At 70.7% G+C, this 24250-nt stretch carries 23 protein-coding genes; 3 read left to right on the top strand and 20 right to left on the bottom strand.

Features of this window, described 5'->3' with window-relative positions:
• Positions 1-31: 31 nt before the first annotated feature.
• The 7 genes from gatB to ACWDV4_RS27390 all read right to left on the bottom strand — a co-directional run bounded on the left by gatB (position 32) and on the right by ACWDV4_RS27390 (position 5476).
• A complete protein-coding gene (gatB, locus tag ACWDV4_RS27420) occupies positions 32-1537 on the bottom strand; it encodes an Asp-tRNA(Asn)/Glu-tRNA(Gln) amidotransferase subunit GatB (RefSeq protein WP_449984415.1) in 1506 nt (501 codons plus the stop codon).
• Between the two features lie 105 nt (positions 1538-1642).
• Positions 1643-2260 carry a hypothetical protein gene (locus ACWDV4_RS27415; protein WP_449984412.1) on the bottom strand — a complete coding sequence of 206 codons (618 nt, stop codon included), beginning with the start codon at positions 2258-2260 and terminating at the stop codon, positions 1643-1645.
• A 2-nt stretch (positions 2261-2262) separates the two neighbouring features.
• A complete protein-coding gene (locus ACWDV4_RS27410) occupies positions 2263-2493 on the bottom strand; it encodes a hypothetical protein (protein WP_449984496.1) in 231 nt (76 codons plus the stop codon).
• Positions 2486-3253, bottom strand: a complete 768-nt coding sequence (locus tag ACWDV4_RS27405) for an ABC transporter permease (protein WP_449984409.1) — start codon at positions 3251-3253, stop codon at positions 2486-2488. Before ACWDV4_RS27405 ends, ACWDV4_RS27410 begins: the two co-directional genes overlap by 8 nt.
• Positions 3250-4164 carry an ABC transporter ATP-binding protein gene (locus ACWDV4_RS27400; protein WP_449984406.1) on the bottom strand — a complete coding sequence of 305 codons (915 nt, stop codon included), beginning with the start codon at positions 4162-4164 and terminating at the stop codon, positions 3250-3252. The genes ACWDV4_RS27405 and ACWDV4_RS27400 overlap by 4 nt, the downstream gene beginning before the upstream one ends.
• Before the next feature lie 101 nt (positions 4165-4265).
• Positions 4266-4679 carry a hypothetical protein gene (locus tag ACWDV4_RS27395; protein ID WP_449984403.1) on the bottom strand — a complete coding sequence of 138 codons (414 nt, stop codon included), beginning with the start codon at positions 4677-4679 and terminating at the stop codon, positions 4266-4268.
• Between the two features lie 26 nt (positions 4680-4705).
• On the bottom strand, positions 4706-5476 hold the full coding sequence (locus tag ACWDV4_RS27390) for an SDR family NAD(P)-dependent oxidoreductase (RefSeq protein WP_449984400.1): 771 nt from the start codon (positions 5474-5476) through the stop codon (positions 4706-4708).
• A gap of 50 nt (positions 5477-5526) precedes the next feature.
• Between ACWDV4_RS27390 and ACWDV4_RS27385 the strand changes: the two genes are divergently transcribed.
• The 3 genes from ACWDV4_RS27385 to ACWDV4_RS27375 are packed head-to-tail and all read left to right on the top strand — an operon-like array spanning position 5527 to position 8274.
• Entirely contained in the window at positions 5527-6381 is an 855-nt protein-coding gene (locus tag ACWDV4_RS27385; protein ID WP_449984398.1) for a helix-turn-helix transcriptional regulator, read from the top strand.
• A 27-nt stretch (positions 6382-6408) separates the two neighbouring features.
• On the top strand, positions 6409-7626 hold the full coding sequence (locus tag ACWDV4_RS27380; protein WP_449984395.1) for a sensor histidine kinase: 1218 nt from the start codon (positions 6409-6411) through the stop codon (positions 7624-7626).
• Positions 7627-8274, top strand: a complete 648-nt coding sequence (locus tag ACWDV4_RS27375; protein ID WP_449984392.1) for a response regulator — start codon at positions 7627-7629, stop codon at positions 8272-8274. It abuts the gene before it with no gap.
• 40 nt (positions 8275-8314) lie between these two features.
• Here ACWDV4_RS27375 and ACWDV4_RS27370 read toward each other — a convergent pair whose 3' ends face one another.
• From ACWDV4_RS27370 to ACWDV4_RS27310, 13 genes are all read right to left on the bottom strand, one after another.
• Entirely contained in the window at positions 8315-8944 is a 630-nt protein-coding gene (locus tag ACWDV4_RS27370) for a DUF4276 family protein (protein ID WP_449984389.1), read from the bottom strand.
• Entirely contained in the window at positions 8944-10338 is a 1395-nt protein-coding gene (locus ACWDV4_RS27365; protein ID WP_449984386.1) for an AAA family ATPase, read from the bottom strand. The genes ACWDV4_RS27370 and ACWDV4_RS27365 overlap by 1 nt, the downstream gene beginning before the upstream one ends.
• A 10-nt stretch (positions 10339-10348) precedes the next feature.
• A complete protein-coding gene (gene gatA, locus ACWDV4_RS27360; protein ID WP_449984383.1) occupies positions 10349-11824 on the bottom strand; it encodes an Asp-tRNA(Asn)/Glu-tRNA(Gln) amidotransferase subunit GatA in 1476 nt (491 codons plus the stop codon).
• Between the two features lie 31 nt (positions 11825-11855).
• Positions 11856-12155 carry an Asp-tRNA(Asn)/Glu-tRNA(Gln) amidotransferase subunit GatC gene (gene gatC / locus ACWDV4_RS27355; RefSeq protein WP_184533776.1) on the bottom strand — a complete coding sequence of 100 codons (300 nt, stop codon included), beginning with the start codon at positions 12153-12155 and terminating at the stop codon, positions 11856-11858.
• 147 nt (positions 12156-12302) lie between these two features.
• Positions 12303-14828, bottom strand: coding sequence for a putative bifunctional diguanylate cyclase/phosphodiesterase (locus ACWDV4_RS27350; protein WP_449984379.1), 2526 nt, complete (start codon positions 14826-14828; stop codon positions 12303-12305).
• 181 nt (positions 14829-15009) lie between these two features.
• Positions 15010-17139, bottom strand: a complete 2130-nt coding sequence (ligA, locus tag ACWDV4_RS27345) for an NAD-dependent DNA ligase LigA (RefSeq protein WP_449984377.1) — start codon at positions 17137-17139, stop codon at positions 15010-15012.
• Between the two features lie 118 nt (positions 17140-17257).
• A complete protein-coding gene (locus tag ACWDV4_RS27340) occupies positions 17258-18253 on the bottom strand; it encodes an ADP-ribosylglycohydrolase family protein (protein WP_449984374.1) in 996 nt (331 codons plus the stop codon).
• Positions 18254-18405: 152 nt separating this feature from the next.
• Positions 18406-18762, bottom strand: coding sequence for a VOC family protein (locus ACWDV4_RS27335; RefSeq protein WP_449984371.1), 357 nt, complete (start codon positions 18760-18762; stop codon positions 18406-18408).
• A 30-nt stretch (positions 18763-18792) separates the two neighbouring features.
• Positions 18793-19842 (bottom strand): methionine synthase, encoded by a 1050-nt coding sequence (locus ACWDV4_RS27330; RefSeq protein WP_449984493.1) that lies wholly within the window; start codon positions 19840-19842, stop codon positions 18793-18795.
• A 22-nt stretch (positions 19843-19864) separates the two neighbouring features.
• On the bottom strand, positions 19865-20938 hold the full coding sequence (mnmA, locus tag ACWDV4_RS27325; protein WP_449984368.1) for a tRNA 2-thiouridine(34) synthase MnmA: 1074 nt from the start codon (positions 20936-20938) through the stop codon (positions 19865-19867).
• A gap of 54 nt (positions 20939-20992) precedes the next feature.
• On the bottom strand, positions 20993-22171 hold the full coding sequence (locus ACWDV4_RS27320; RefSeq protein ID WP_449984366.1) for a cysteine desulfurase family protein: 1179 nt from the start codon (positions 22169-22171) through the stop codon (positions 20993-20995).
• A gap of 119 nt (positions 22172-22290) precedes the next feature.
• Positions 22291-23250, bottom strand: coding sequence for an electron transfer flavoprotein subunit alpha/FixB family protein (locus ACWDV4_RS27315; protein WP_449984363.1), 960 nt, complete (start codon positions 23248-23250; stop codon positions 22291-22293).
• A gap of 12 nt (positions 23251-23262) precedes the next feature.
• Positions 23263-24042, bottom strand: coding sequence for an electron transfer flavoprotein subunit beta/FixA family protein (locus tag ACWDV4_RS27310; RefSeq protein WP_449984360.1), 780 nt, complete (start codon positions 24040-24042; stop codon positions 23263-23265).
• Positions 24043-24250 lie beyond the last annotated feature (208 nt).

Here is a 24250-nt window from a genome sequence, read left to right as displayed (position 1 = left end):
GGTCGGGGCGTCCGGTCGACGAAACAGTCGGTCAGCCTTCGACGCCGAGGCGGGACAGGATCAGCTCCCGTACGGTCTTGGCGTCCGCCTGACCCCGGGTGGTCTTCATGACCGCACCCACCAGCGCACCGGCCGCCGCCACCTTGCCGTCCCGGATCTTGTCGGCGATGGCCGGGTTGGCGGCGATCGCCTCGTCCACGGCGGCGGTGAGCGCACCGGTGTCGGAGACCACCTCCAGCCCCCGGTCGGCCATGATCTGCGTCGGCGAGCCCTCGCCGGCCAGCACCCCGTCCAGCACGGTACGGGCCAGCTTGTCGTTGAGCTTGCCCGCGTCGACCAGCCCCTGCAGCTCGGCCACCTGGGCCGGGGTGGCCCCGACGGCGGCCAGCTCGACACCGGTCTCGTTGGCCCGGCGGGACAGCTCGCCCAGCCACCACTTGCGGGCCCCGGCCGGGGTGGTGCCGGCGGCCACGGTCTGCTCGATCAGCTCGACCGCGCCGGCGTTGAGCACCGACTGCATGTCGAGGTCGGAGAGGCCCCACTGCTCCTGAAGCCGCTTACGGTGCACCCGAGGCAGCTCCGGCAGGGCGGCCTTCAGCTCGGCGACCCAGGCGGCGTCCGGCGCGAGCGGCACCAGGTCCGGCTCGGGGAAGTAGCGGTAGTCGGTCGCGGTCTCCTTGGACCGGCCCGAGGTGGTGTCCCCGGTGTCCTCGTGGAAGTGCCGGGTCTCCTGGGTGATCCGACCGCCGCCGTCGAGCACCGACGCCTGCCGCAGCATCTCCGACCGGACCGCCCGCTCGACCGAGCGCAGCGAGTTGACGTTCTTCGTCTCGGTACGGGTGCCCCACTCGGTCGCGCCGACCGGGTTCAGCGACGTGTTGACGTCGCAGCGCAGCGAACCCTCCTCCATCCGTACGTCCGAGACGCCGAGGGAACGAATCACGTCGCGCAGCTCGGTGACGTAGGCGCGGGCGACCATCGGTGCCTGCGCACCGGTGCCGGGGATCGGCTTGGTCACGATCTCGACCAGCGGAATGCCGGCCCGGTTGTAGTCCACCAGCGATTCGGTGGCGCCGTGGATCCGGCCGGTGGCCCCGCCCACGTGCAACGTCTTACCGGTGTCCTCCTCCAGGTGCACCCGCTCGATGCCGATCCGGACCAGCTCGCCGTCGACCTCGACGTCCAGGTAGCCGTCCACGCAGAGCGGCTCGTCGTACTGGCTGATCTGGAAGTTCTTCGGCATGTCCGGGTAGAAGTAGTTCTTCCGGGCGAACCGGCACCAGGAGGCGATCGAGCAGTTCAGCGCCAGGCCAATCCGGATCGTCGCCTCGATCGCGGCCTTGTTGGCCACCGGCAGCGACCCGGGCAGGCCGAGGCAGACCGGGCAGACCCGGGTGTTCGGCTCGCCACCGAAATCGGTCGGGCAGCCGCAGAACATCTTGGTGTTCGTGCCCAGCTCGACGTGGGTCTCCAGGCCGATCACCGGCTCATAACGCTCGACAACCTCGTCGTACGACGGCAGCACGGTCGTGCTCATCAAGAACTCCAGCTCTGCGTGGCAACCGGATTAACCAGCACCAGCCTAGTGGCTCGCCCCGGCCGGGCTGCCGGGGGTTTGGGCCGTTCCGTCGTGCCGCCCGGCTCACCCGGTCAGCGCGGCCCGTAGTGCCTCGGCACCACGGCGCCGCAGCAGGACCGGCCCGGTCAGCTCCAGCCACGAGTCGTCGCGGAAATTCACCCGCAGCCGGGCACCGTGCAACCGGTGCCGCCGACGCCGCACGCCGGTCACCTGCGCCCGCGACACCGACCACAGCAGCGTCACCCGTTCGGGTGTCACCGGCGCGGGCGGCTCCCCGAACGCCACGATCGGTTCGAAGCCGGTCAGCTTCAGCACCAGCATCCGCCGGTCGGTCACCGCGACCACCAGCTTGTCGCCGGTAGGGACGACCATGGCCCAACTGCCCGCGACCGACTCCGGCCGGCCGTGCGCGGCCCGGCCGAAGAGCAGTCGCATCAGCCAGTCCGTCGGGCCACCGGAGCCGAAGTTGTCGATCGCGTCGGCAGCGTTGACCAGGACGCCGACCACCGCCATGGCCCCGACCGCCGCACCGGTGCTCGGCGGTGGGTCGGGTGGCCGGACGGGCTGCTCCGGTGCCGGGCCCAGCGGGCGCTTCGCCTCGCGCGCCTCGATCAGGGTCTCGCCCGGTGCCAGGTGGGCAGCGAGAGCGCTCTCGTAGCGCAGCCGGTAATCGGTGGCCACGGTCAGCCCAACGGGTAGCCGGTGTCGGTGCCGAGCACCACGCGCATCGGATCCGTTTTCCCAGGCCCAGTCACGGCGTACACAGTAATCGACGCACCTCGAAAACGTTGGCCGGTAATCGCGGGCACCCGAATGGTCTTCGCAATCGCACCCACCAGCGCACCGGCCGCCACCACCCTGCCGTCCCGGATCTTGTCGGCGATGGCCGGGTTCGCGGCGATCGCCTCAGGCATCGCGGCGACGCAGCACCAGGTAGCCGCTGATGAGGGCAGCGGCGGCCCAGAGCGCAACGATGCCCAGCCCGGTCCACGGGCCGTAGGCGCGGGCCCAACGGGGATCATCCGGTGGACCGGCCAGGTGCATGATCACCCAACCCGCCTGGTCCGGCAGGAACTGTGTCACGGTCTTCAGCTTCGGAATGTTGCCGAGCCCCTGCCCGCCGAGGAAGAGCAGCGGAATCAGAATCCCGAGCGACAGTGCCGAGCTGCGCAGCATCGCCGCCACCCCCATGGCGAACAGGCAGATCAGCGTCAGATAGAGCCACGCGCCGACGATCGCCTGCGGCACGCCATCCGCGCCGAGGGTCGTACCGCGCGGGCCGAGCGCCGCCTGCGCCACGAAGAAGGTGACCAGCACGGTAACCAGCGAGACGCCCGCCACCAGCAGTGCGGCGGCAAGCACCTTGCCGGTGTAGAACAGGCCCCGGCGGGGCACCGCCGCCAGCGACGCGCGGATCGTGCCGGAGCCGTACTCGCTGCCGACCACGAGCACCGCGAACGCCACCAGGGCGAGTTGGCCGAGAGTGAGGCTGTAGAACGTGGCGAAGAGCGGGTCGAAGTACGTCGACCCGGTTGGCGAAGGGTTACGGAAGCTGAGCCCGAACAGGGCAGCGAGGCCGACGCAGAGAGCGAAGCCCAGCAGCAGGGTCCAGTTGGTAGACCGGACAGTCCGGATCTTGGTCCATTCGGCGGTGAGGACCGCGCCGGCGCTCATCGCTGCCCTCCGACGGCCCGGTACTCGACGGTGTCCCCGGTGAGCCGCATGAACGCCTCCTCCAGCGTGGCCGACTGGGTGCTGACCTCGTGGACGATCAGACCGTGCGCCGCCGCCAACTCGCCGATCCTCGCGGCCTCCGCCCCGTGACTCTCCAACGTGCCGTCCGTCGCCGGCCGCACCGGAATGCCGGCCGCCGTCAGCACGTCACGCATCCGCTCCGGCTCCGGCGTACGGATCCGGACGTACGAGCGGGCGTGGGCCGTTATGAAGTCGTCGACGGTGGTGTCGGCGAGGAGCCGGCCACGGCCGATCACGATGAGATGCGTCGCGGTGAGCGCCATCTCGCTCATCAGGTGACTGGAGACAAAGACTGTGCGCCCCTCGGCAGCCAGCCCCTTCATCAGGTGCCGGATCCAGAGCACGCCCTCCGGATCCAGCCCGTTGACCGGCTCGTCGAACAGCAGCACCGGCGGATCGCCGAGCAGCGCGGCGGCGATGCCGAGTCGCTGCCCCATGCCGAGTGAGAACCCCTTGACCCGCTTCTGCGCCACATCGGTCAGGCCGACCAGCTCCAGGACCTCCCACACCCGGGCCTTCGGGATCCGGTTGCTCTGCGCCAGCCACAGCAGATGGTGGTACGCGCTGCGGCCCGGATGCACCGCCCCGGCCTCCAACAGCGCGCCGACCCGGCGCAGCGGTTCCGTCAGGTGCCGGTAGCGCGTACCACCGACCAGTACCTGACCGCTGGTCGGCCGGTCGAGCTCCAGCATCATCCGCATCGTGGTGGACTTACCGGCGCCGTTCGGCCCGAGAAACCCGGTCACCTGGCCGGGCCGTACGGAGAAGGTGAGCCCGTCCACGGCGACCGTGCTCCCGTACCGTTTGCTGAGATTCTGCACTTCCATCACCGGATCAACGCTATGGATCGGGCCGGGCGGGGGCAGTCCTCGAAGGTTGTCGGTCGCCGTCGCCAAAGTTGATCCGCTTGCGCCAGGTGGTCGGACGCGGGTTACTGACTGCCCTGCCGCTGTCGCCCCCAGCGGCGCAACGCGTCGATCGTGCCCTCCGGCGACGTGTTGAAGCAGAATCTGATCCCGGGCTGGATCTCGGTCAGGACGTTCACGAGCCGTTCGAACAGCAGCGTGTGCTCCGGGGCCATCCGTACGCCTGCTCCGATCATCGCGACCCGGAACGGCCCGGCGGCGGCGCACTCACGCACCCTTGCCTCGGCCTCGTCGGGTGCCGACGGCACCTGGCACGAGGCGAAGTCGAACCCGGCCTCGCGCAGCGCGGCCTCGCCGGCCTCGATCCGGGCGGTCAGGGTCGCCTCGTCCAGACCGGGGTGCCGGTGATAGTCGACGGCGCTCGGGTGCAGCCCGATCGACAGGATGTCACTGCCCCCGCGCGCCTCACTGGCTGCCATGGTGCTCTCCTCTCCTGCGCCGCCGGTCACCAGGGGGCCGGACCCGTACGGTCGAAGAAGCCGCCGGTGGGCCCGGCCGAGCCGACGCTGGCCAGTCGTACGATCGCGTCGGTTCCGTCCGTCACCGTCTGGAAGCCTTTGTGGTCGGTCAGATCGGTGGCGGTGTAGCCGGGATCGACTGCGTTGATCTTCACATCGGTCAACGCGCGGGCGTACTGGGTGGTGATCATGTTCAGTGCGGCCTTCGACGCAGGGTAGGCGAGGGCCGGGGAGACCAACGCACCCAGCTCCGGGTGGGTAACGGTGGCGACCGACCCCATCCCGCTGGACACCATGACGATTCGGGGGCGCTCGGCGGCGCGTAGCAGCGGCAGGAAGGCACGGGTCACCCGGACCGGCCCGTACACATTCACCTCGAACACCTCATGCAGATCCTCGGCGCGAGTCTCGTCCGGAGTGTTGTTCACTCCACCGATCCCGGCGTTGTTCACCAGCACGTCCAGCCGCCCAACCTGGCCCCGCACCAGTTCGGCGGCGGCGGTGACGGACTCCTCCGAAGTCACGTCGAGCGGAACGAACCTCACGTCGTGGCCGTCGGCGGCCAGCTCCGCCGCAGCAGCGGTGCCAAGTGTCGCGTCCCGGGCGGCGAGGAAGACCCGCCAGCCCAGCCCCGCGAGCCGACGTACCGTCTCGCGCCCCAAACCCTTGTTCGCGCCGGTGACCAGCGCGGTCGTCGTTGCTGTCATGCCGAACAGCGTCGCCGCCACCTCGGCGGCCCGCCAGGGCTGCCGAGGCATGGGACCGGCGGTACCACCCCGCGGGTTCGGCTCTGCGGCAGGATGGGGAGGTGGATCGAGCCGAACTGGCCGCAGTGCTACGCACCGCCCGTACCCGGGTAAGGCCGGACGACGTCGGCCTCCCGACCGGCCGACGCCGGCAGGTGCCGGGGCTACGCCGCGAGGAGGTGGCGCAACTGGCTGGGGTCAGCGTCGACTACGTGGTCCGGCTCGAGCAGGGCCGTGGGCCGCGCCCCTCCAGTCAGGTGCTCGGCGCGCTGACCCGGGCACTGCGCCTCAGTGACAGCGACCGCGACCTGGTGTTCCGGCTGGCCGGATCCGAGCCACCGCAGGCTGGGCGGGTGCCGATGCTGATCCGTCCCAGCGTGCTGAGACTGCTGGACCGGATGTCGGACCTGCCCGCTCTGGTGTTGTCGGCCGCCTCCGACGTCCTCGCTTGGAACCCGCTCGCTGCGGCGCTCCTCGGCGACTTCTCCCGATGGCCACCCGCCCACCGCAATCTGATCCGACAGCGGTTCCTCGGCACCGATCCGGACCGGACGAGGTTGACCGAACAGGAGGAGGCAGCCACGGCCCCCCACTGTGTCGGCTGCCTGCGCAGCGCCCAATCGCGCTACCCCGACGACCCCCGGCTCAGGCGCCTGATCGCCGATCTGCGCTCCGGCAGTGAACGCTTCGACGAGCTGTGGCGAGCTGCGCGATCGGAGCGGTTGCGGGGCACCACCACGACCATCCTGCACCCCACGCTCGGCACTCTCACCCTCGACTGCGACGCCCTCCTGGTGCCGGACGCCGACCAGACGCTCATCGTCTATTCGGCCGCGCCGGGCACGGCCGAGAGTTTGGCACTCGACCTGCTGCGGGTCACCGGCACCGAACGATTCACGCCGCTCGCTGCAGAGTAGTCCGGCTGTCCATCTAGCCTGCTAGGCGTGGGCAAACATCTTCTCGCCGCCCTCGTGGTCGCCGTGGACACCTGGCTGCTGGCGGCCACGCACACTGACAGCCTGCCCCCGGCTGCCGTCGCGGGATACGCGCTGGCCGTCGCGCTGGTGATCGTTCTGCGATATCGCAGCCCCACGGCCGCGTTCGTGGCCGCACTGGTGCTCGCCACACTGACCGGCGCTACGTACGTCCTCCTGCTCTGGGCCGCCTACCAGGCCGGGCGGTCGATCGTGTCCCGAACCGGCATCGCCGTGATCGTCGGGGCGGCGGTCGGAGGGCTCGGCACCCAGTTCGTGGCCCGGGGCGGGCAACCGCAGGCGATCGGGCCCGCCGTTGCCACGTTCCTCGTGTTCGTCGTGCTGCCCCTGCTGGTCGGCGGATATCTCGGGCAGCACGAGCGGCTGGTGTCGGCGCTCGGCCGGAACAACCGGCAGCTCCGCCGGGAGCAGGAGATCATCGCCGAACGGGAACGGCTCAGCGAGCGGCTACGGATCGCCCGGGACATGCACGACTCGCTCGGCCACCGGCTCAGCCTGGTATCGGTCCAGGCAGCCGCGTTGGAGGTGTCGGAACTGCCGCCACGGCAACAGCAGGCGGTCCGCCAACTGGCGACCGCGACGCGCGGGGCGATGGACGAGCTGTACCAACTGGTGGGGGCGCTACGGGAACCGGACGATGCGCTCGCCGGAGCGCCGGGCGTCCCGGCGATCGGCCGACTGGTGGCGGAGTTCCAGGCGGCCGGGGTGTCCGTGGCGCTGCACCAACACGGCGAGCCACGCCCACTGTCGACAGCGGCCGGGCAGGCGGCATACCGGGTGGTCGAGGAAGGGCTGACCAACGCCGTCAAACACGCCCCGGGTCGACTGATCACGGTAAACGTCGGGTGGGAGCCGGACGCGCTACTGCTCACCATCACCAATCCGCTGACAGACTCGCCGCCCACACCGGGTGCCGGTCACGGTCTGACCGGGTTGAGCGAGCGGGTACTACCCGCCGGCGGGTTCCTGGATCACCGCCTGGCCGACGGGGTCTTCCGGCTCTACGCGATGCTGCCCGCCGTACCGCCCGGTGCCGCAGACCAGCCAGTCGACGAGGTCAGCCATCCATCCCCGGTCGACCGCTTCCGTACGGTCGCCGTCGGGATCGCCGCCGCAGCGCTGATGTTCGTGGTCCTGCCCGCGACGCTCCTGGTGGGGGTGGGCTAAGTGATCAGGGTGCTGGTCGCCGACGACGAACCCCTGATCCGGGCCGGCATCCGTACCGTGCTGGAGTCCGCGCCGGACATCACCGTCATCGCCGAGGCGGAGAACGGTCGGGCGGCCGTGACGGAGGCAATCCGGCACCGGGTCGACGTGGCGCTGATCGACCTGAAGATGCCGGTCCTGGACGGGCTGGGCACGATCGAGGAGCTACGTCGACAGGTACCCGCGCTGCGGGTGGTGGTGCTGACGTCGTTCGGCGCGGAACCGAACGTGCTGCACGCCCTCCAGCACAGCGCGGCAGGATTCGTGCTCAAGAACTGCACGCCACACGAGCTGATCCGCGCGGTCCAGGCGGCACACGCTGGCGACGCCTACCTCTCCCCAGCGGTGACCCGCCTGGTGCTCGGCATGGTCACGCCGAAGACCGCCCGACGCCGGCAGGAGGCCGGTGATCGGCTGAACGCCTTGACGTCCCGTGAGGTGGAGGTCGTACGTCTGGTGGCCGAGGGCCTGTCCAATGCCGAGATCGGCCGGCGACTGCACATGAGCGAGACGACCATCAAGACCTACGTAAGCCGCATCCTGACCAAGCTCGACTGCGCCAACCGAGTCCAGGCAGCGCTGCTGGTCCGCGACACCGAGGGCCGATAAGCCGGGGCTCACCTCGGGCGACGTCGCGGCTTCCGGTCCGTCAGATCCGGCGATAGCCCAGCTTTGACAGCGCCACTGCCGAGTCGTTCCACCACTGGGCATAGGCAGGAACCAGACTCAGCCGCTCCAACGAGACCAGCTCGCCCAGTTGGGCGTAATGATCCTCAGTCGAGCGGCGCACTCGACGCATCACAGCATTCAGCACCCGCTTGGGGTCAGCAATCCGCTCGACCTCCTTCGGATGCGCGGGTAGCCCCATCTCGGCGTCGCTCCACCGCACCCCGAGCGCACGGCGCAACGCGTCTCCGTCCGCCAGCAGCCACGCCTCCGTCTCCCGGATCGGGACGACCGCGACCAACTGCTCGGCGCGGTCTCCCCACCGTTCGCGCAGCGGCTGCAGCCATTCGTTCGCCACCCGGTCGGGGTTCGCCCCCTGGTCATGATGGAAGAAGACGACGGAGAAGCTACCAGCGTTCCGCTCGATGAGCTGGACGATGTCCCTGACCGGAGAGGGGCCCCTCCGGTCCCGCAGCGGCTGGACATCCGCCACATCGACCGATTCGTCGAACTCGGACAGACACAGCTCGGTCAGTGCCCGACCGAGCAGCCTCGGCAAAAACTGGTCATCCGTGACGCCTTCCGAGACCAGTGCGGAGGTCAGATAGCGCATCAGTCGTCCAGCTCCGCCAGAACCTCGAACTCCTCGATCTCCGTCCGGCCAACCACCTTGCCGACGTCGAACTCGTCATCAATCGTGAGTTGTCGCTCACCACCAATAAACCGAAAACGGCTGACCCGGCTCCGGGGCTCACCGCGCTGAACCCGGGTCACCACATCCAGGAAAACCGCGTCGGGGCGCAGCGCGGACTGCGCCGGCTCCAGTGCACGCAGGATGGCCGGCGAGTGGCTGCTGAGAATGAGTTGGGTCAGGGCCGACCCGTCCGTCTTGTTAGCCGGAGCGCGATTGACCAGGGTCCTAAGGTATCGAACGAACTGCGCCAGCCGCTGTGGGAAGATCCCGTTCTCCGGCTCCTCGAAGCAGATCAGCCCCGCACCCCGCGGATCGTAGAGCGCGGCCAGCAGGGCGATCGCCCGAAGCGTACCGTCGGAGGCGACTCGGGCCGAGAACGGTGCCTCTTCCCGGGTGACCACCTCCACCTGACGCTGCCGGCGCGCATCGTCCTCGGTGAGCTGCACCCGGGTAACGCCGGGAATGACGGCGGCCAGATCGGCCGAGAGGTCGTTCAACGCCCCCTCGGGCCGGTCCTCGCTGCCGGTCTCGTCCGCCAGCCTCCGCAGGGTGTTGGCCAGGTGCGCGCCGTTCGCCGCCAGACTGTCCGGGTCGTCGTACGAGTCGGGCGTACGAAGAGCGCTTGGGTCGAGATGCAGTAACCGCCACGACTGCAGCTCCCGCTTCAGCGCGTAGAGCAGGGGAAAGTCGGTGGCGGTGGTGAGGCTGGAGAGCACCGTCGCGGTCGCGGCGCTCGCCGGCAGCTTACGTTTGCGCCCCTGGTTTCCCTGCTGCCGAATGCTGAACACCGGCCGGCCCTGGTCGTCCTGCTCCGTCTCCAGCAGATCCGTGCCGCCGCCGTGATACACCGCCAGTTGTTTCCACTGCTCCACCTCCGGCCGCGCCATCCACCGGTCATCGGCCTTCTGGAGCCGTTCCACCCGCTCCCGGACGACGTACGGCCGCTTGGCTCCGCTGTGGCTGGCCGAGCGCAGCTCGATCTCCAGCTCGTAGCGGAGCCGCGAGTGGTTCACCTCAACCGTGTCACCGAAGGCGTCGGTGACCGACCGGTCCAGCAGCACCTCCACCGCGAACGACATCCGGTCGACCTGGCTGCCATCGGTGTGCCGATGGAACAGGTCGACCATGTCGCCGCGCATGTGCTGGGCAGCCTCCAGCACCGGCTCGCCCGCCAGCCGGCTGAGGAACTGGATGGCGTCGAACAGGTTGGACTTGCCAGCGGCGTTTCGCCCGATGATCACGAGAAACGGCGGGACGTCCAACTCGAAGTTCCGGAAGGACTTGAACCCGTCGATCTCGATCCGGGTGAGCATGCCGCAGGCTCTACAGGGCCGGTGGGGTGAGGGTGCCGACAGCGGACTCCAGCGCGGCGGCGATCCGGTACATCCGGTCGTCGGCCATCGTCGGAGCCATGATCTGCAGGCCGACCGGCAGCCCTTCCGACAATCCGCACGGCACCGAGATGGCCGGGCCGCCGTACAGGTTGGTCGGAATGGTGAACAGGTCCGCCAGGTACATCTGGTACGGGTCGTCGGTGCGGGCCCCCATCGGGAACGCCACGAACGGCGTGGTCGGCGAGATCAGCGCGTCCACCTGCTCGAAGGCGGCGGTGAAGTCGCGGGTGATCAGGGTCCGCACCTTCTGCGCCTGCCCGTAGTAGGCGTCGTAGTAGCCCGACGACAGGGCGTAGGTGCCGAGGATGATCCGGCGCTTGACCTCGGGCCCGAAGCCGGCCTCCCGGGTCAGCGACATGACCTCCTCCAGCGACCGGTTGCCGTCGTCGCCGGTGCGCAGCCCGAACCGGACCCCGTCGAAGCGGGCCAGGTTGGAGGAGCACTCGCTCGGCGCGATCAGGTAGTAGGCCGGCAGCGCGTACTCGAAGTGCGGGCAGGACACCTCGACGATCTCGGCACCCAGCTTACGCAGCGTGTCGATCGACTCGTGGAAGGCGGCCAGCACCCCCGGCTCGGAACCCTCGCCGGAGAACTCGGTCACCACGCCCAGGCGTACGCCGCTGAGGTCGCCGGTCGCGCCGGCCTTGGCCGCCGCCACGACGTCCGGCACCGGCTGCGGGATCGAGGTGGAGTCGCGCGGGTCGTGCCCGCCGATCACCGCGTGCAGCAGCGCCGAGTCGAGCACGGTACGCGAGCACGGGCCGGGGGTGTCCAGCGACGACGAGAACGCCACCAGGCCGTAGCGGGAGGTGCCGCCGTACGTCGGCTTCGCCCCGACGGTGCCGGTGACCGCGCCCGGCTGCCGGATCGAGCCACCGGTGTCGGAGCCGATCGCCAGCGGAGCCTCGTAGGCGGCCACCGCAGCGGCGCTGCCGCCACCTGAGCCGCCCGGGATCCGGGTCAGGTCCCACGGGTTGTACGTCGGCCCGTACGCCGAGTATTCGGTGGAGGAGCCCATCGCGAACTCGTCCATGTTGGTCTTGCCGAGCATCACCGTGCCGGCGGCCCGCAGTCGTTCGACGATGGTCGAGTCGTACGGCGGACGCCAGCCTTCGAGGATGCGCGAGCCGACCGTGGTCGGTACGCCCTTCGTGGTGAGTACGTCCTTGACCGCGACCGGCACCCCGGCCAGCGGGCCGAGTTCCTCGCCGGCAGCCCGGCGGGCGTCGACGGCGCGGGCGGCGGCCAGCGCACCCTCGGTGTCGACGTGCAGGAAGGCGTGCACCCGGTCCTCGACGGCGGTGATCCGGTCGAGGTGGGCCTGGGTCACCTCGACGGCCGAGGCTTCGCCGGAGGCGACGACGTCGGCGATCTCCGCCGCGGTCATCCTGGTCAGGTCGGTCATGCCGGCACTCCGCTCCGCTCGCTCATGAAACTCAGGCCTCCTCGTCCAGGATGCGGGGCACCCGGAAGCGCTGCTCCTCGGCGTCCGGGGCGCCGGAGAGCGCCTCGGCCGGGGTCAGGCCCGGCACCACGACGTCGTCGCGCAGTACGTTGGTCAGCGGCACCGAGTGCGAGGTGGGCGGGATGTCCCCGGCGGTTACCTCGCCGACCCGGGCGACCGCCTGGAGGATCACGTCGAGTTGGCCGGCGAAGGTCGCCAGCTCCTCCTCGGTGACGGCGAGCCGCGACAGGCGCGCCAGGTGCGCGACCTCCTCGCGGGAGATGGCGGCCATCGGTGCCCCCTTCATGCCTAGCGTGCGGATGTCATGCCGGACGTGCCGGCGAGCGGTCGGGTCGTGCCCGGCCGCCGTGACCTGAGCGAGTCTATTTGTGGCCGACGGGCGATGCGCCGCCGACTCCCCCGAATCGGGTGGGCTGGTTCAGCTCCGGGTTCGGTGTCGGGCGGAGAGTTCCTGGATCGGCGTGGGCTTCAGCGGCCGGTACCGACCCAGCCAGGTCACCAGCTCGGACGCCGGCATCGGTCGGGCAAAGAACCAGCCCTGGGCGACATGACAGCCAGCCGCGTGTAGCAGCCGCCAGGTGGCCTCGTCCTCCACGCCCTCGGCCACCACCCGCAGATTGAGGGCCCGAGCCAGTTCGATCACCGATCGGACGATGGCGGCGTCGTCGGCGTCGGTCGCCATCCCGAGTACGAACGACCGGTCCACCTTCACCTCGGCCAGGGGCAACCGGCGCAGGTGCTGCATGGAGGAGTACCCGGTGCCGAAGTCGTCCAGCGCGATCGCCACGCCGATCTTGTCGAGCCGGGAGATGGTGGCCAGCACCCGACGCGGGTCGGCCATCAACGCGCCCTCGGTGATCTCCAGTTGGAGTTGTGCCGGACTGACCTGGAAGCGGGCCAGCCGCTCGGCGATCTGGTCGGCGATCTCTCCGGTGTGCAGGTCGCGCACGCTGACGTTGAGGGCGGCCCGCAGATGCAACCCGGCGGCGGACCACTGGGCGAGTTGCTCCACCACGTCGTCCACGACCCGCCGGGTCAGCAGTCGCATCACCGCGCTCTGCTCGGCGACCCGGATCAGTTCCTCCGGGTCGACCATGCCCCGGCGGGGGTGCCGCCAACGCAGTAGCGCCTCGACGCCCACGACCTCCCCGGTGTCGATGGCGATCTGTGGCTGGTAGTACATGGTGATCTCACCGACGTCGCCCCCACCGACCGCGTCTGTGCTGGTGCCGGGGCTGTCGGCGGCCGCGCCATCCCCGCCCACCACCGGGCCGGTCACCTCCGCCAGTGGACCGGTCACGTCCGCCATCGGAGCACCGGTCACCTCCGGCAGTGGACCGCCGCCGCTGCCCGGGAGCGCACCGTTGTACCGCGTGGCGGCCGCTGCCGGGTCGGTCGCCGGCCGGTTGGCCGCGCCGAGGATGCTCGCCACGGAACTCGGCACGATGGTGGCCTCGCTCGGCGTGTCGAATATTGGGGCCGTCGTATCGAACGCCGGAGCCGGCCCGGTGACCTCGGCCGACGCTGCCGGTGCGCGGTCGGTGGCCGACGTGGTCCCCTCCGTCTCCGTACCCGCTGGGGCGGCCGCCGCCGGAACAGCAGCGGGGTAGCCGGGCGGGCCGTCGGCGAGCGCAGGACGGTTGTCCAGCACCCGCCGCAGGTCGGCCAGGAGGCTCAGTCGCTCCGGCGAGTTGTGGTCGGACTCGGGGGCGTAGACGGCGATGGGATCGCCCTGGTGCTTGGCGTCGTACATGGCGACGTCCGCGTGCCGCATGAGGGTGGCGAAGTCCTCGCCGTGCTCGGGATAGAGGGCGATGCCGATGGAACCGCCCACGTCCAGCGGCAACCCGTCGAGGGCGACCGGTTCGGCCAGTGCGCCCACCACCTGCTCGGCGAGTTGCCGCGCCTCCTCGATGTTGCGCAGTCGGGTGAACAGGATGGCGAACTCGTCGCCGCCGAGCCGGGCCACCACGTCCTGACTTCGTACCGTCGCCGTGAGCCGGTGGGCCACCTCCACCAGCAGCCGGTCACCCACCCCGTGCCCCAGGGCGTCGTTGACGTGCTTGAACCGGTCGAGGTCGAGCAACAGTAGGGCCAGTTGGGCGTCCGGGCCGCTCTTGGCCGCCTGCTCGGCGTGCACGCGCAGCTGCTCGGTCACCTCGGTGCGCAACGCCTTGCGGTTGACCAGTCCGGTGAGAGGGTCCAGCCGGGTCAGTCGTTCCTGCTCGCTGGAGAGCCGGGACATCCGGTAGACCGCGAAGAGCGGCACGACGACCAGCGGGATCAACGTCGCGCTGGCCTCCGCCGCCGCCACCAATACCGGGCTGAGCAGCAGCAACGAGCCGGTGGAGACCAGTTCGAAGGCGAGCGGGTGGCGGAAGTGCGGCCACCAGGCGCCGCCGAAGCGCAGCCAGAGGGCGATGCTGACGCAGCCGTACGTGATGAGGAACCAGACCGCCGCCGCGCCCACCACCAGGAGCACGTCGGTCCAGCGGGGGTTCACCGCCGTGCGGAACGCGGTGTCCGTGATGCGTCCGGTGATCGCGCTGGCGGCGGCGAGCCCGACGGCGTACTGGGCGATATTGAAGATCATCCGCCACACCGCGTGGCGCATCCGCCAACTGGAGACGACGACCGCCCCGGCCTGTACCGCCACGGCTGGGCCGAGTCCCCAGACCAGCAGGATCGCGAAGGTGAAGCAGACCGAGGGGAAGACGGCCGGGCTCTGCCGGTGGCCGGGTGGGGTGAAGGGTCTGGCGTCGGCGACCAGGGCCAGCGCGGCCATCGTCCAGAACGCCACCGGCAGGTCCGGGATCTGCTCGGGCAGCCGCAGCAGCGGCGCGACACACAGCAGCGCCGCCAGGCCGACGACCGTCCAGACGAAACTGAAGAAGGGCACGGCCCGGCCCGGGGGTACGGAGTTCCGCAGTACGGCGGCCTCCATCGAACCTCCCGACGCAGCTATCCCCGGCACAGCCGAACGCCACGCCGTGCCCCCATCAAACGCCCCCACCCTGCGATTGTGATGGGTGACAGCCACGAAACGGACGCACTCGTAACGAACTTGGAATACGCGGCACTACGTCGCCAAGATTCACATATACCCAGAGTTAACCAAGGGCAGATCACTCGTTACTTTGTGCAACCTTCAGTGCTTCCTCTGGTCCTTGAGCTAAGAGGACGCGGAAACCGTCCTCGTCCAGCACCGGCACCTTGAGTGAGAACGCCTTCTCCGCTTTGGACCCGGGGTTGTCCCCCACCACGACGAAGCCAGTCTTCTTCGACACCGAACCGCTGACCTTGCCGCCCAGGGACTGGACCGCCTCCGCCGCCTGGTCCCGGGAAAAGCCGGTCAGCGTACCGGTCACCACCACCGTGAACCCGGCCAGCGGGCGCGGCCCCTCGTCGGTCCGCTCCTCGGCCATCCGTACGCCGGCCTCGGCCCACTTGCGCACCACCTCGCGGTGCCAGTCCACCGCGAACCACTCCCGCAGGCTCACCGCAATCGTCGGCCCGACCCCCTCCACCGAGGAGAGTTCCTCCTCGCTGGCCGCCTCGATCGCCGGAATGGACCCGAAGTGCCGGGCCAACGCCTGGGCAGCGGTCGGGCCGACGTGCCGGATGGACAACGCGACCAGCACCCGCCACAGTGGCCGCTGCTTGACCTCGGTGAGGTTGTCGAGCAGCTTGGCCGCGTTGCTGCCCAGGGTCCCGTCCTTGTTGACGAAGAACGGGGCCTTCGCCAGCTTCTCGGTGTCCAGGAGGAACAGGTCCCCCTCGTCGGTGATCGCGTGCGAGTCGAGCAGCGCCGCCGCCCCCTTCTCGCCCAGCACCTCGATGTCCAACGCGCCCCGACCGGCCAGGTGGATCACCCGCTGCCGCAGTTGTGCCGGGCAGGTACGGGTGTTGGGGCACCGGATGTCGACGTCGCCCTCCTTGGAAGGAGCCAGCGGCGAGCCGCAGTCCGGGCAGTGGGTCGGCATCACGAACGGGCGGGCGTCGGCCGGACGCAACTCCATCACCGGACCGAGCACCTCGGGGATCACGTCACCGGCCTTGCGCAGCACCACCGTGTCGCCGATCAGCACCCCCTTACGCTCCACCTCGCGGGCGTTGTGCAGGGTCGCCTGGGCAACGGTGGAGCCGGCCACCCGGACCGGTTCGAGCACCGCGTACGGAGTGACCCGACCGGTGCGGCCCACGTTGACCGCGACATCGAGCAGCTTGGTGGTGACCTCCTCCGGCGGGTACTTGAAGGCGATCGCCCATCGGGGGGCGCGGCTGGTCGAGCCCAGCCGTCCCTGGATGGCGACCGGGTCCACCTTCACCACCACACCGTCGATCTCGTGCTCGACATCGTGCCGGTGGGCGTTGTAGTAGTCGATGTAGTCACGGACGCCGGCCAGGTCCGGCACCACCCGCCACCGGTCGCTGGTCGGCAGGCCCCACGCCTTCAGTGCCGCGTACGCCTCGGACTGAGTCACCGGCTGGAACCCCTTGCGGGCCCCGACGCCGTGCACGACCAGGCGCAACGGCCGGGAGGCGGTGATCCGCGGGTCCTTCTGGCGCAGGCTGCCCGCTGCGGCGTTACGCGGGTTGGCGAACGGGGCCTTGCCCTGCTCGACCAGGCTGGCGTTGAGGTCGGCGAAGGCCGCCACCGGGAAGTAGATCTCGCCGCGCACCTCGAGCAGCTCCGGGATCGGCTCGGTGCCCTCGGTCAGCCGCTCCGGCACGTCCCGGATGCTGCGCACGTTGGGGGTCACGTCCTCGCCGGTCCGACCGTCGCCCCGGGTCGCGGCCCGGATCAGGCGGCCGTTCTCGTAGGTGAGGTTGATCGCCAGGCCGTCGACCTTCGGCTCGCAGAGGTAGGGCGCCTCGCCTCCGGCGTCCCGCTCCACCCGCTCGGCCCACGCCGCCAGCTCCGCGTCGTCGAAGGCGTTGTCGAGCGACATCATCCGCTCGGCGTGCGCCACCGGCGTGAACTGCGTCGAGAAGGTGCCGCCGACCCGTTGGGTGGGCGAGTCGGGGGTACGCAGCGCCGGGAACTCCTCCTCCAGCGCCTCCAGCTCACGCAGCATCACGTCGAAATCGGCGTCGGCGACGGTCGGCGCGTCCAGCACGTAGTAGCGGTACTGGTGTTCGGTGATCTCCGTGCTCAGGATCGTGTGCCGCTCCCGCGCCTCGGCGGTGGGCTCGGCCCCCGCCGCAGCCTCCTGCTCGGCGCTGACCTGCTGCGGAATGACTTCTTCGGACACCGGCGACCTCCGTGATCACGCTTCCCCGGAACGGTAACCGGACGGTACGACAACCGCCGCCCCGCCCCACCCCACCTGCGCGAACGCCACCTCAACATCGACGCGTGGGCGGCCGGTGTCAGTCCCAGGCCGCGCCGAGGGTGGCGAGCTGGTCGGCGTACTCGATCTGGTGCTGCCACGCGGTCGGCCAGGCGGACATTCCGCGCTCAGCCCCGAGGAACGCCCCGGCCAGCGCGGCGATGGAGTCCGAGTCACCGGCGGTGGTGGCCGCCCGCCCCAGCGCCGCCACCGGGTCGTCGCGGTGCCACAGCGCGCTGAGCAGCGCCGTGGCCAGCGCCTCCTCGGCGATCCAGCCCTGCCCGGTACGCTCACACGGGTCGCCCCCGTCGTCGGGGGTGGCGAGCGCCGCGTCGAGCCGGTCGAGTACGTCCAGGCACTCGTCCCAGCCCCGGGCGATGAACTCCGCCGGGTCGGTGATGCCCGGCCGCTGCCACAGGTCGCCCAGCCAGTCACCCCGGTAGACGGTGCGCTGCTCCAGGGCGCGCTGCCGCAGCAGGGCCGGGACCTCGGTCAGGCTCGCGCCGTCGCGGAGCACCCGCACGGCGTACGCGGTCAGCTCGCTGGCGGCCAGCCCGGTCGGGTGACCGTGGGTCAGCCCGGCCTGGAGCTGGGCCACTCCGGCGAGCGTGTCCAGGTCGTAGTCGGGCACCAGCCCGACCGGGGTGACCCGCATGTTGGCCCCGCACCCCTTCGAGCCGGCGATGGTCGCCTGCTGCCAGCGCGTGCCCCGGGCCAGCTCCCCGCAGGCCCGTAGGCAGGTCATCCCTGGTGCCCGGTTGTTGTCCGGACTGGATGCCCAGGTCAGGAAGCGTTCCCGCAGCAGCGGCTCCAGGATCTCCGGGGTGGCGGCGCGAGCCTCGTGCAGCGCCCAGGCGACCGCCAATCCCATCTGGGTGTCGTCGGTGACCAGGGCCGGCTGCCCGGTCAGCGCACGCGGACCGCCCGGGCCGTAGCGCCGCTGGATCTCCGCGACGGTCAGGAACTCGGTCGGCTTGCCCAACGCGTCACCGTAGGCCAGCCCAAACAACGACCCCGAGGCGCGCTGCTTCCCCACGACTCCATCAACCGACCCAGCGGGCTGTTCGATCATGGCCGCCATACTCGCAGACTCCCGCCACCGGTGACGGCTACGACCAGCGCCAAACGGGACGCGGCCAGTCCCAGCCCGGACGAGACGCGGCCAGTCCCAGCCCAGACGGACCGCGGTCAGTCCCAGAGAAGGCAGAACGGGTGGCCGACCGGGTCGGCGAAGACACGGAAGCCGCCGCCCTCGCCGGGCAGTCGCTTCGCCCCGAGCGCGAGCACCTTGGCCTCGGCCGCCTCGACATCGTCCACCTTCACGTCCAGATGCAGCTGCTGTGGACGTTCCGGATCGGGCCAGCGAGGTTCGCGCAGCCCGGGGGCCTGCTGGAAGGCGAGCCGGGCTTCACCTTCCCCGCCGCCGATCACCACCCACGCGCCGTCGTCGGAGGTCACCGGCAACCCGAGCAACTCGCTGTAGAAGTCGGCCAGGGCACGCGGCTCCGGACAGTCGATCACAACTGTGCGCAGTTTTCCTATCATGTCCGGCCTCTTGCCCGGCCAGACCGATGGCTAATCCTCGTACAGTCGGCGGCCGGCGTCCCGGCACGCGGTGAGCACCGCGCGGACGTACTCGGGGCTGGCCCCGGCCAGGCCACACGCGGGCGTCACCACCACCTGCTCGGCGAGCTGGCGGATCGGGAAGCCGAGGCGGTGCCAGAGCTGGCGTACCCGGTCGGCGACCTGCGCCGAGGCCGGCGGGCGACCGTTCGACGACGGCGACGTGGGCGCGGCCCCGACCAGCAGGCCGAGGCCGGCGTCGATGGCCTCACCGAGCGGGTCGAGCTGCTTGACCAGGTCCAGGTCGAAGGCCACCCCCACCGCGCCCGCGGTACGGATCAACTCCAGCGGTACGTCCGGCGCGCAGCAGTGCACGACGACCGGTGTCTCCACCGCCTCGATCACCGTTGCCAGCAGCGCCCGGGCGGTGCCCGGCTCGACCGACCGATAGACGCTGAAGCCGCTCTCGGTGGGAATCTGCCCGGCCAGTACCGCCGGCAGGGACGGCTCGTCGAGTTGCAGCAGTACGCGTGCCCGGGGCAGCCGCCGCCGCAGGTCGGCGACGTGCGTGCGCAGCCCCTCGGCCAGCGACTCGGTCAGGTCCCGTACCGCCCCCGGGTCGCGCAGCATTCGCCCGCCGATGGGCAGGTCCAGGTTGGCGGCCAGGGTGAACGGGCCGGCCGCCTGCACCTTGATCGGGCCGGCGTACTCCTCGGCCTGCTCGGTGAGCTGGTCCAGGTCCCGTTCCATCAGGTCGTGGGCGCGGCGCAGGTCCCGGCCGGGGCGGCCGGCGATGCGCCACCGGGCGGCGTACAGCTCGACCGGCAGGTCCACCAGCAGGCTGGCGCCCCGCCCGATGAGGTCTGCCCCCGGCCCTCGGGCCGGCAGTTCGGGCACGTGCGGCAGGGCCGGCAGCTCACCCAGGACGATCCGTTGCGCCTCGGCGACGTCCGTGCCGGGCAGGGAGCCGATTCCGGTCGCCGCCCCCGCCGGCCAGGGCCAGCCGCCAACGGTCTGCTGCTCCTCGGTCTGCTGCTCCTCGGCCGGGCTCTGCTCGTGCACCAGTTGCTCCACGGGCGGAAGGTTAACCGGTGATGGTGGCGGAGCCGAGCACCACGTCGCCGGCCGGGTCGGGCCAGTACGCCACGATCGCCTGACCAGCGGCGACGCCACGCATCGGCCGGTGCAGGTCGGCGTGGAGCGTGCCGCCGTCGAGGCGTACGGTCGCCGGCACGACGTTGCCGTGTGCCCGCAGCTGCACCTCGCAGTCGACCGGGCCGGTGGGGGTCGGGCCGCCGGTCCAGACCGGCCGCTGTGCCTGGACCGTGGACACCTCCAGCGCCTCGGCCGGGCCCACGGTCACCGTGTTGGTCTTCGGGGTGATCGACAGGACGTAGCGTGGCTTGCCGTCGGCGGCCGGTACGCCCAGCGCCAGCCCCTTGCGCTGGCCCACCGTGTAGGCGTACGCCCCGGAGTGTGAGCCGAGCACGGCACCGGTACTGGCCTCGACGATGTCGCCGGGGGCCTCGCCCAGCCGCTCGGCGAGGAACCGCCGGGTGTCGCCGTCGGCGATGAAGCAGATGTCGTGCGAGTCGGGCTTGTCGGCCACGGCCAGGCCGCGCTCGGCCGCCTCGGCGCGTACCTGCTCCTTGGTGGAGTCGCCGAGCGGGAACATCGACCGGTCGAGCTGCTCGCGGGTGAGCACCGCCAGGACGTACGACTGGTCCTTGGCCAGGTCGACGCTGCGACGCAGCAGGCCGTCGGGGCCGAGTCGGGCGTGGTGGCCGGTGACGACCGCGTCGAAGCCCAGGGCGACGGCCCGGTCCAGGACCGCCGCGAACTTGATCTTCTCGTTGCAGCGCAGGCACGGATTCGGAGTGCGGCCCGCCGCGTACTCGGCGACGAAGTCGTCCACCACGTCCTCGTGGAACCGGTCGGCCATGTCCCAGATGTAGAACGGGATGCCGATCACGTCCGCTGCCCGACGTGCGTCGCGGGAGTCTTCCAGGGTGCAGCAGCCTCGGGCCCCGGTCCGGTAGGTCTGTGGGTTACGGGCCAACGCCAGATGCACGCCGGTCACGTCGTGCCCGGCCGCCACCGCCCGTGCGGCGGCCACCGCCGAGTCGACCCCGCCGGACATGGCTGCCAGAACCCTCACCGGTTCACCTCCCCCATCCCGTCGAGGGTAGCCGCCCGGACGAGCGGTACCAGGTCACCCCCGGGCCGACTTGATCACACCGGCCCGGCGGGCCCGCTCGACCACCCCGGGCAGCGCCGCGACCAGGGCGTCCACCTCGTCGGCGGTCGAGTTGTGGCCGAGGGCGAAGCGCAGCGACGACCGGGCCCGGTCGTCGTCGGCCCCCATCGCCAGCAGTACGTGGGAGGGCTGGGCCACCCCGGCCGAACAGGCCGATCCGGTCGAGCAGGCGATGCCCTGGGCGTCGAGCAGCAAGAGCAGGGCGTCCCCCTCGCAGCTGGGGAAGGAGAAGTGCGCGTTGCCCGGCAACCGGTGCACGGGATCACCGTTGTAGATCGCCTCGGGCACGGTCTGCCGTACCCGGGTCACCAGGTCGTCGCGGAGTGCGGCGACCCGGGCCGCGTACTCCTGTTGGGTCTTGACGGCCTTTTCCACGGCCACGGCGAAGGCGGCGATGCCGGCCGCGTCCAGGGTGCCGGAGCGGACGTCCCGCTCCTGGCCCCCGCCGTGCAGGACCGGGGTGCAGGCCACGTCCCGACCGAGCAGCAGCGCGCCCACGCCGACCGGGCCACCGAGCTTGTGCCCGGTGACGGTGAGGGCGGCCACCCCGCTGGCCGCGAAGTCCACCGGCACCTGCCCGACCGCCTGTACGGCGTCGGTGTGGAACGGGATCCCCCGTTCGGCGGCCACCGCGGCCAGCTCGGCCACCGGTTGGACCGTGCCCACCTCGTTGTTGGCCCACATGGCGGTCACCAGGGTCACCTGGTCGCCGTGTTCGTCGAGCAGCGCGCGCAGCCCGTCCGGGCTGAGCCGCCCGGCCGCATCGACCGGCAGCCAGCTCGCCGAGGCGCCCTCGTGCCGTTCCAGCCACTGCGCCGAGTCGAGTACGGCGTGGTGCTCGATCGCGCTGGCCACCACCCGGGTTCGGGTCGGATCGGCTGCGCGACGTGCCCAGAAGATGCCCTTGACCGCGAGGTTGTCGCTCTCCGTACCGCCCCCGGTGAAGATCACTTCGGACGGACGGGCACCGAGCGCGGCGGCCACCCGCTCCCGGGACTCCTCGACGCGGCGGCGGGCCAGCCGGCCGGAGGCGTGCAGGGAGGAGGCGTTGCCGACCTCGCGGGCGGTGTCGACGTACGCCGCCAGTGCCTCGTCGAGCATCGGGGTGGTCGCCGCATGATCCAGATATGCCATCGCCTACCAGCCTATCCGCCGCTGCTCAGATGGAAAGGGTGGCCATCCGAGGTCGGATGGCCACCCTTTCCGCCGAATGCTCGCCGGCAGGAGGAAGCGAAGCGCTCTGCGGGGTGGAGCTACTTGCGCTTGCGGATCTCGTCCGCCGCCTGCGGTACGACCTTGAACAGGTCACCCACCACGCCGAAGTCGGCCAGGTCGAAGATCGGCGCCTCGCCGTCCTTGTTGACCGCGACGATCGTCTTCGACGTCTGCATGCCGGCCCGGTGCTGGATGGCGCCGGAGATGCCGAGCGCGATGTAGAGCTGCGGCGAGACCGTCTTACCGGTCTGCCCCACCTGGAACTGGTGCGGGTAGTAGCCGGAGTCGACGGCCGCCCGGGACGCGCCGACCGCGCCGCCGAGCAGGTCGGCCAGCTCCTCGACCAGCTTGAAGTTGTCCGCGTTGCCGACGCCACGACCACCGGAGACGACCACCGACGCCTCGGTGAGCTCAGGGCGGGAACCCTTCTGCTCGGCGACCCGGTTGACCACCTTGGCCAGCTTGTCGGCGTCGCCCAGCTGGATGTCGACCTGCTCGACGGCCGGGGTGGCCGGGGCCGGGGCCGGGGTGACCGAGTTGGGGCGCAGGGTCACCAGCGGCAGGCCCCGGGTGACCTTGGACTTGACGACGGTCGAACCGGCGAAGGCCACCTGGGTGGCGGTGCCGTCGGCGGCCAGCCCGACCACGTCGGTGAGGATGCCGTTGTCCAGCTTGACGGCGAGCCGGGCGGCGATCTCCTTGCCCTCCTGGGTGGAGGCGAGCAGCACGGCGGCCGGCTGCACCCGCTTGACCAGCTCGGCCAGGACGGTGGCCTTGGGGGCGACCAGGTGGCCGTCGATCTCCTCGCTCTCGGCGGCGTAGATCTTCTCCGCGCCGTACTCGCCGAGCTTGTCGCTCAGCGCGGCGACCGCACCGGGGCCGCCGAGCACCACCGCGGCCGGGGTGCCCAGGTCGCGGGCCAGGGTGAGCAGTTCGAGCGTGACCTTCTTGACGCCGAAAGCGCTGGTGGCTTCGACGACTACGAGTACCTCAGCCATGACTCAGACTCCTCACACGAACTTCTCGGTGGCGAGGAACTCGACCAGCTGCGCGCCGCCGGAGCCCTCGTCGGTGATCTTCGCACCGCCGGAGCGGGGCGGACGCTTGGCGTGCTCGACGACCGTGCTGGTGGCGCCGTCGAAGCCCACCTCGGTCGGGGCGACGCCCAGGTCGGCCAGGGACAGGGTCTGCACCGGCTTCTTCTTGGCCGCCATGATGCCCTTGAAGGACGGGTAGCGGGGCTCGTTGATGGTGTCCCAGACCGAGACCACGGCGGGGGCGGTGGCGGTGACGACCTCGTAGCCCTCTTCGGTCTGCCGCTCGATGGTCAGCGTCGAGCCGTCCACGGTCAGCTTGCGCGCGCCGGTCAGCGCGGCGACGCCGAGCCGCTCGGCGAGCATGTGCGGCATGACCTGGACCCGACCGTCGGTCGACTCGGAACCGCAGAGCACCAGGTCGGCGTTGAGGGTACGCAGCGCGGCGGCGAGCACCTTGGAGGTGGCCACGGCGCAGGAGCCGTGCAGCGCGTCGTCCAGGATGTGTACGGCCTTGTCCGGCCCCATCGACAGCGCCTTGCGGATCGACTCGGTGGCCTGGCTCGGGCCCATGGTCAGCACGGTGACCTCGCCACCGTGAGCTTCCTTGATCTTCAACGCCTCTTCGATGGCGTATTCATCCATCTCGTTGAGGACGTTGCTCGCCGAGCCGCGGTCGACGGTGTTGTCGTCACTGCGCAGGTTGCGGTCCGCGCCCGAATCGGGCACCTGCTTGACGAGTACGACGATGTTCATCGCGATTCGACGACCCTCCTGTTGGTGTTGCCATCCCACGCCCTGTTCTTGGGGCGCAGCCTCCCGCGTTCACTGACTTTTGGTCAACCATTGAGCGCTGTGGAGTCGCCCACGACGCCCATGTTACCTGCGAGTAGCATAACGCTCCGACGAGCCCTCAGTGACACATCTCACCTGGTCAGCGATCAGCGCGTAGAGTGCCAAAATC

The organism is Micromonospora sp. NPDC003197, assembly GCF_053590565.1.
Note: the sequence above shows the minus strand (reverse complement) of the source record. Positions and strands in the feature narration are given on the sequence as shown.

What these genes read in the sequence shown, in the direction of transcription:
- ACWDV4_RS27350 (WP_449984379.1), bottom strand. Translation starts at nt 14,828, where the DNA reads ATGGAGGCCGCCGTACTGCGGAACTCCGTACCCCCGGGCCGGGCCGTG.
- ACWDV4_RS27405 (WP_449984409.1), bottom strand. Translation starts at nt 3,253, where the DNA reads ATGAGCGCCGGCGCGGTCCTCACCGCCGAATGGACCAAGATCCGGACT.
- ACWDV4_RS27395 (WP_449984403.1), bottom strand. Translation starts at nt 4,679, where the DNA reads ATGGCAGCCAGTGAGGCGCGCGGGGGCAGTGACATCCTGTCGATCGGG.
- gatC (WP_184533776.1), bottom strand. Translation starts at nt 12,155, where the DNA reads ATGGCCGCCATCTCCCGCGAGGAGGTCGCGCACCTGGCGCGCCTGTCG.
- ACWDV4_RS27410 (WP_449984496.1), bottom strand. Translation starts at nt 2,493, where the DNA reads ATGCCTGAGGCGATCGCCGCGAACCCGGCCATCGCCGACAAGATCCGG.
- ACWDV4_RS27390 (WP_449984400.1), bottom strand. Translation starts at nt 5,476, where the DNA reads ATGCCTCGGCAGCCCTGGCGGGCCGCCGAGGTGGCGGCGACGCTGTTC.
- gatA (WP_449984383.1), bottom strand. Translation starts at nt 11,824, where the DNA reads ATGACCGACCTGACCAGGATGACCGCGGCGGAGATCGCCGACGTCGTC.
- ACWDV4_RS27335 (WP_449984371.1), bottom strand. Translation starts at nt 18,762, where the DNA reads ATGATAGGAAAACTGCGCACAGTTGTGATCGACTGTCCGGAGCCGCGT.
- gatB (WP_449984415.1), bottom strand. Translation starts at nt 1,537, where the DNA reads ATGAGCACGACCGTGCTGCCGTCGTACGACGAGGTTGTCGAGCGTTAT.
- ACWDV4_RS27315 (WP_449984363.1), bottom strand. Translation starts at nt 23,250, where the DNA reads ATGGCTGAGGTACTCGTAGTCGTCGAAGCCACCAGCGCTTTCGGCGTC.
- ACWDV4_RS27310 (WP_449984360.1), bottom strand. Translation starts at nt 24,042, where the DNA reads ATGAACATCGTCGTACTCGTCAAGCAGGTGCCCGATTCGGGCGCGGAC.
- ACWDV4_RS27320 (WP_449984366.1), bottom strand. Translation starts at nt 22,171, where the DNA reads ATGGCATATCTGGATCATGCGGCGACCACCCCGATGCTCGACGAGGCA.
- ACWDV4_RS27370 (WP_449984389.1), bottom strand. Translation starts at nt 8,944, where the DNA reads ATGCGCTATCTGACCTCCGCACTGGTCTCGGAAGGCGTCACGGATGAC.
- ACWDV4_RS27365 (WP_449984386.1), bottom strand. Translation starts at nt 10,338, where the DNA reads ATGCTCACCCGGATCGAGATCGACGGGTTCAAGTCCTTCCGGAACTTC.